Source organism: Microcoleus harperi Pol14_C6, assembly GCF_036701295.1.
Taxonomy (GTDB): Bacteria; Cyanobacteriota; Cyanobacteriia; order Cyanobacteriales; family Microcoleaceae; genus Microcoleus.
Window position 1 is genome coordinate 67595 of record NZ_JAUBQN010000031.1, and the last position, 6576, is coordinate 74170.

Annotated in this window: 4 protein-coding genes; all 4 read left to right on the forward strand. The window is 47.0% G+C overall.

Annotated elements, in window-relative coordinates; all coding sequences use genetic code 11:
* The first annotated feature begins 201 nt into the window (after positions 1-201).
* The 4 genes from QUA27_RS19835 (at position 202) to QUA27_RS19850 (ending at position 6531) form a co-directional block, all read left to right on the forward strand.
* Positions 202-2343 carry a protein phosphatase 2C domain-containing protein gene (locus QUA27_RS19835; RefSeq protein WP_333069922.1) on the forward strand — a complete coding sequence of 714 codons (2142 nt, stop codon included), beginning with the start codon at positions 202-204 and terminating at the stop codon, positions 2341-2343.
* Between the two features lie 1052 nt (positions 2344-3395).
* Positions 3396-5303, forward strand: coding sequence for a 1-deoxy-D-xylulose-5-phosphate synthase (dxs, locus tag QUA27_RS19840; protein WP_333069924.1), 1908 nt, complete (start codon positions 3396-3398; stop codon positions 5301-5303).
* Between the two features lie 217 nt (positions 5304-5520).
* On the forward strand, positions 5521-5679 hold the full coding sequence (locus tag QUA27_RS19845) for an FAD-dependent oxidoreductase (RefSeq protein WP_333069925.1): 159 nt from the start codon (positions 5521-5523) through the stop codon (positions 5677-5679).
* A gap of 285 nt (positions 5680-5964) precedes the next feature.
* Positions 5965-6531, forward strand: a complete 567-nt coding sequence (locus QUA27_RS19850) for a geranylgeranyl reductase family protein (RefSeq protein ID WP_333069926.1) — start codon at positions 5965-5967, stop codon at positions 6529-6531.
* Positions 6532-6576: the final 45 nt, after the last annotated feature.

Sequence of the window (6576 nt, forward strand, 5' to 3'; positions counted from 1 at the left end):
GGCTTCCATCGTACTCCAAGTCTGAGTTTAGTAACTTAAATTACAATTTAAGCCGGTGCAGACTGGCAGAAACTACAATTTCTACGGGCCCAAAGGCAGTTAAGAAATTGATAGGGGCTAAAATCAGTTTATTCTCAAGCTCATGAATTTGGGCTTGCGAATCATATATCTTCAGAATGTTTTTACACAAACTATTTCGATATGATCAGCAGTTTCTCCGAACCCATTTATTGCCCGAATCTTAGCTGTGCCGATCCACGCAATACCTTTGGCCGCCAGCACTGTGCAGCGTGCGAAACGGATTTAATTTATCGCTATGTGTGGGTGGTGGGACAAGCAGCCGAGGAAGTGCCTGCGGGTAAGGTAATAGCCGATCGATACTTTGTCATTGCACCTCAAATCTGGCTCGACAGCCGACCAGCTTTGCCTCCCAGCGTCCCTGAACAACTGCCGGATAGCATTATGCCTTACCTGCATTTGTATCCCCAACGGCTGCATACGCCGGAAGTATACGGTTTTTGTTCCCTGCAGGAAGCACCGGAAGCGACAGAGGTGCTCTTGTTGGAAAATGTGCCCATCAATAATTTCGGTCGCCTGTATCCTTCTATTTTAGAATCTTGGTCTGGGACAAGCGCCGCGCGCCAAGTTTACTGGCTGTGGCAAATGCTCCAACTGTGGGCGCCACTATCGGAACAGGGAGTCGCTTCGAGTTTGCTAGTACCGGAAAATTTGCGGGTGGAAGGTTGGCGGGTACGCCTGCTGGAACTGCACCGCGGCAATTTTGTACCAACGCTGCGGGATTTGGGAGATGTGTGGTCAGGTTTGGTAGAATCAGCGCAACCCGAGGTGCAGTCGAAACTCGGAGAGATTTGTCAGTTTATGCGCCGCAGCAGCATGAATTTCGACGCGATCGCCCTGGAACTAAACGATTTACTATTAGAACAAGCCGCTCAATTGCCTCTGCACTTAGAAGTAGTCGGCATGACAGATACCGGGCCGCAGCGCTCCCAAAATGAAGACAGTTGCTATCCGGTTGCTGCTGATTTTCAATCTAGCAAAAGTTCAGGGAATGACAAACTAATTCCTTACTTGACAATGGTTTGCGACGGGGTTGGAGGCCACGAAGGAGGAGAAGTTGCCAGTCAATTAGCCGTGCAGTCCCTGAAAGCTTTAATCCAAAATTTGCTCGCAGAAATTGCTCAACAAGAAGAGTTGATGACGCCAGCAATGGTCATCAAGCAACTCGAAGAAATAGTGAAAGTGGTGAATAATGTGATTTCCGCTCAAAATAACGAGCAGGGAAAAGAGTTGCGCCAGCGGATGGGGACGACTTTGGTGATGGCCCTCCAGTTGCCTCAAAAAGTGAAAATTTCCGAGGATTTGCCCTCGAATAACAGTCACGAACTTTATTTAGTCAATGTTGGAGACAGCCGGGCTTATTGGATTGGCAAAAATTACTGTCACCGGCTGACTGTGGACGACGACGTAGCCTCAAGGGAAGTCCAGCTAGGACACTGTTTGTACTGGGAAACTCAACTGCGAGCCGATGCAGGGGCCCTGACTCAAGCTTTGGGCACGCGGGACGGTGATTTCCTGCGCCCGACGATTCAGCGATTTATTGTCGAAGAGGAAGGCTTACTGCTGCTGTGTTCCGACGGTTTGAGCGACAACGACTGGGTAGAGAAATCTTGGGAGAATTACGGCCCAGAGGTGCTCGAGGGTAAAATGTCTTTGGAAGCCGCTGTTCAGTCTTGGATTCGTCTCGCCAACGAGAAAAACGGTTATGACAACACCTCCGTGGTGGCGACTCACTGTCGGATGTCGCCGGAGAGATTGGTACTGTTTGATCCGGCGGTGGCCTCAGCGCCAGTGTCAGCCTCGGTGTCAGCAGCCTCGGTGTCGCTGCCGCCGTCCCTGCCCCGATCCCTCCAGAAGTCCGGGAGGATTCCAGAATCTCAGCTTTCAGAATCGTCCAAACAGTTGTTGTACCCCGAAACAGCCCCCGCCCCGGAACCCGTTCAAAAACGGCGATCCAAGCTTCCGCTGCCCCTACTGGGGGTGTTGGGGCTGATATTAGCCGGCGGCGGTTTAGGTTTGTGGGTGCAAAGCCTCCAAAGCCGCCAGCCAGATCCCGCACCACTTCCGCCACCGCCGGAAACTCCCGCCCCAAGTCCTTCGGAGATCCCCTCCCCCGGGGCCGAGAGTCCCTCGCCGTCGCCCGAATCGACTCCTGCAGAAATTCCGCCGCCCGATAGCGAGAGTCCCTCGCCGTCGCCCAAATCGAGTCCTTCGGAAATTCCGGCGCCCGAAGAAGGGGGAACTCCTTCGCCATCACGGGAGTAAGGGAGATTGAATTAAGCAGAATTTTTCATAAAAGTAATATGGGATGCGGGAAACGATCGCGTCTTCAGACCCCAGAGAGAAGCGACGCGGGGGACTTGAGTCCCCGTGTTCTTTCTTTCCGACCAACGGCCATTGTGGTAAATCTTCGAGTCTTTTGAGCTTACCTACACAATCGCTCAATCCTGATGATGACCCTGCCGAAACTTCACTCGCTTGTGTGATCTCAAAAAATAGAACCTTTGAGGCAAATATTTAAGAAAAATTGTCACCAACTTCAATAAATACAGCTCGCTTGACAGTTGGTAAACAAGTGAATATTTTGCCTAGCTTGGGTGTCCCTCCCGCGATCGTATGGCTGCTTTTGGCCCCGGTCGTCATAAATTAGAGGTAATTAACCCGGATTTGGTATTAGATAATTTTCTCGCGGGCGTGTGAAAACTATTTGACAATTTATTGATAAGCGCCTTAATTGGGCTAGTCCAACCTTTCCGCTTTTTTAATTATCATTATTAGTTAATTTTTTCTCTACTTAGAAGTGTTGACAAAATCTACTCATTTCTAACTTGTTACCAATGACTTGACATCAGCTATGCTATATAAATCACAGTGGGATCATCTCAAGGAAAGCAGCCAAGCTAAAAATTGGAGTTTTGAGGCAGGAGGCAGAAGGCAGAAGGCAGGAGCCAGAAGAAGTGTTTTTACAAATATGAGATGCTCCCATCACAGTTAATGATTTTGTATCATAGTCTGCTTGCAGAAATAAGAGGGCTAAAAAGTCAGCCATCACTACAAAAAGTAGTTAAAAATGTTTGATAATCTCCAGGCAGCTAACAATTAGCGATTATGAACTAACAACATAAGCTTTTTTTATATTGACTGCGCACAATTTATTAACTATAATTACCAGGCCAAAAATAACAAAAATCTTACGCCTAACAGTTTTTCTCAAATAACCGTTAAACTATTCTAACGTTTGCGCGTACCCAACCTCGCAGGCACAACCTATATCTGTTAAGGATTCGTCCTGATTCACAGGAGCAAGATTTTAAAATATGCATCTGAGCGAACTGACTCACCCAAACCAATTACACGGCCTCTCGATTCATCAACTCGAACAAATTGCCCGACAAATTCGAGAAAAGCATTTAGAAACTGTAGCTGCTAGCGGCGGCCACCTCGGCCCAGGATTGGGTGTAGTCGAACTGACCTTAGCACTCTACCAAACACTCGACCTCGATCGCGACAAAGTTACTTGGGATGTCGGCCACCAAGCTTATCCTCACAAATTGATAACCGGCCGCTACAACCACTTCCACACCCTGCGCCAAAAAGACGGCGTTGCAGGCTATCTCAAGCGCTGCGAGAGCAAATTTGACCACTTCGGCGCAGGTCACGCTTCCACAAGCATTTCCGCAGCATTAGGAATGGCAATGGCGCGCGACCTCAAGGGGGAAAACTTTAAAACTGTAGCAGTCATCGGCGACGGCGCATTGACGGGCGGCATGGCACTCGAAGCGATCAACCACGCGGGCCATATGCCGAAAACCAATTTGTTAGTTGTGCTCAACGACAACGAGATGTCAATCTCCCCCAACGTCGGCGCAATTACCCGCTATTTGAACAAGATGCGATTGTCGCCACCAGTGCAGTTTCTCAAAGATAACTTAGAGGAACAATTCAAACACATTCCCTTTGTAGGCGAAACTTTTACTCCAGAAATGGAACGCCTCAAAGAAGGGATGAAACGCTTAGCAGTCTCGAAAGTAGGAGCAGTAATTGAAGAATTGGGCTTTACTTACATGGGCCCGGTAGATGGACACAATTTGGAAGAGTTAATTACTACTTTCAAACAAGCTCATACCATTCAAGGGCCGGTGTTGGTTCACGTTGTGACGGTGAAAGGCAAAGGATATGCGATCGCCGAAAAAGACCAAGTAGGATATCACGCGCAAAATCCCTTTAACTTAGCTACAGGCAAAGGCATTCCCTCCACTAAACCCAAGCCTCCAGCTTACTCGAAAGTCTTTGCCCACGCCCTGGTCAAGCTAGCAGAAGATAATCCCAAAATTGTCGGCATTACCGCTGCAATGGCAACCGGAACAGGTCTGGATAAACTTCATGAAAAATTGCCTAAACAGTACATTGATGTCGGAATTGCCGAACAGCACGCCGTGACTTTATCCGCTGGTTTAGCCTGCGAAGGGATGCGCCCGGTTGTGGCAATTTACTCGACATTTGTGCAGCGGGGGTATGACCAAATAATTCACGATGTCTGTATCCAAAATTTGCCCGTTTTCTTCTGTTTGGATCGCGCCGGAATAGTCGGCGCTGACGGCCCCACCCACCAAGGAATGTACGACATTTCTTTCTTGCGGTGTCTGCCAAATATGACAATTATGGCACCAAAAGATGAGGCAGAATTGCAGCGGATGGTCGTCACCGGAATCAACCACACCAGCGGCCCGATCGCTATGCGTTACCCGCGCGGCAACGGTTACGGCGTACCTTTGATGGAGGAAGGTTGGGAAGAATTGCCGATCGGCAAAGCCGAAATTCTCCGCAACGGCGACGATGTGCTGATTTTGGGTTACGGTTCAATGGTTTATCCGGCAATGCAAACCGCCCAGATTCTGAGCGAGCACGGTATTGAAGCAACTGTGATCAATGCGCGTTTTGTCAAGCCTTTGGACACCGAATTAATCTTGCCTTTAGCACAGCGAATCGGCAAAGTTGTCACAATGGAAGAAGGATGTTTGATGGGAGGCTTTGGTTCAGCAGTAGCCGAAGCTTTGTTGGACAATAATGTTGTTGTTCCAGTGATGCGGTTGGGTGTACCCGATACATTGGTAGATCATGCAACGCCTGAACAATCATTTGCCAGTTTGGGATTAAATCCGTCGCAAATGTGCGATCGCATCTTAGCAACATTCACCCGCAAACAGTCTCCTGTTAGCGTGTAAATAGCTAGAATTGTAGGGTGCGCTAGGCGCACCTTACCCTTCTAGCTCCCAGCAGCAGGATTGAAGAAATACTTGAGCATAAGGGAGAAAAAACAATGACTAACGTGAAACCAAATCGTACCTTAAATTTTAATCGGCCGCCAGTGGCTGAAAACTCGGCGATTAGTAGTTGATATGTGTGCGGCTGTTTTGACATTGGAAGCGAGTTAAAAGCAAGATGACTTTAAAAAGTTTTGACATAGTAATAGTAGGAGCAGGTCCCGCAGGCGGACACTGCGCGAGAGTTCTAGCTAAATCTGGTAACCAAGTCTTGCTGGCAGAGCAAAACGACAATTTTAATAAAAATGACTTTTCTAGCGCCGCCACGCCTCTATAAACCCTCTATAAATTCGATTTACCTGAATCCGTTATCGGCAGTTTTTGGCACAAACTTACTATTGAAACTAGCAAAGTCAGTCAAACTTGGGAGTCTCCCGAAAGCTTGGGAGTTGTTCTCAACTTTGCTAAATTTAGAGCATTTTTGACCAGCGAAGTTTAGCGATTTGGCGGTGAAGTTTGGCTGGGTTATCGCTACACCGGACATTCACAAAGCAAGGGCGAAACAACAGTCGAATTTAAACAGTTATCCGACTGTAAATTTATCAAAGTTAGCACTAAAGTATTGGTTGATGCTACTGGCTTTGCTAGGGCTATTATCTACAAAAAAAAGAATGATAAGCCAGATTTTTTTTCTGGAACCGGAATCGAATATTTAATTGAAGTAGAACCAGAAATTTACAATAAATACAGCAGCGATTTAATCTTATTTGTGGGTGATAAATGGATGCCTAAAGGTTATTCTTGGATATTTCCAATGGAACAAAATAGGCTGAAAGTTGGTGCTGCCCGAATTTTTTTAGAGCAGAAAACGCTGAGGCATTTGCCACCCCTGAAAAAATATATTGATTTACTGATTGATGAATATCTGAAGTCTAAAAATTATAAAATTCTTGACAAACACGGTTTAATGCTGAAGTACAGTCGTGGTTTGAATGATATTTATTGCAAGGATAATATAATTGCGATCGGCGATAGTGTTTCGACAGTAAATTTTTTGGGTGGCGAGGGAATTAGACACGGGATGGATGGTGCCCAAATCGCCGGAAAATATATTCAAAGGTATTTGGAGGGGAAAATCTCAGATTTTCGGGATTATGATATCAAGTCCGGTAGCACCGGACTTGTATAATGGGGTGTAGTTAATCGCTCATGCGAGCGTACAATTATGGGAAAG

Coding starts and splice junctions, on each gene's coding strand:
- QUA27_RS19835 (WP_333069922.1), top strand. CDS start 202: ATGATCAGCAGTTTCTCCGAACCCATTTATTGCCCGAATCTTAGCTGT.
- dxs (WP_333069924.1), top strand. CDS start 3,396: ATGCATCTGAGCGAACTGACTCACCCAAACCAATTACACGGCCTCTCG.
- QUA27_RS19845 (WP_333069925.1), top strand. CDS start 5,521: ATGACTTTAAAAAGTTTTGACATAGTAATAGTAGGAGCAGGTCCCGCA.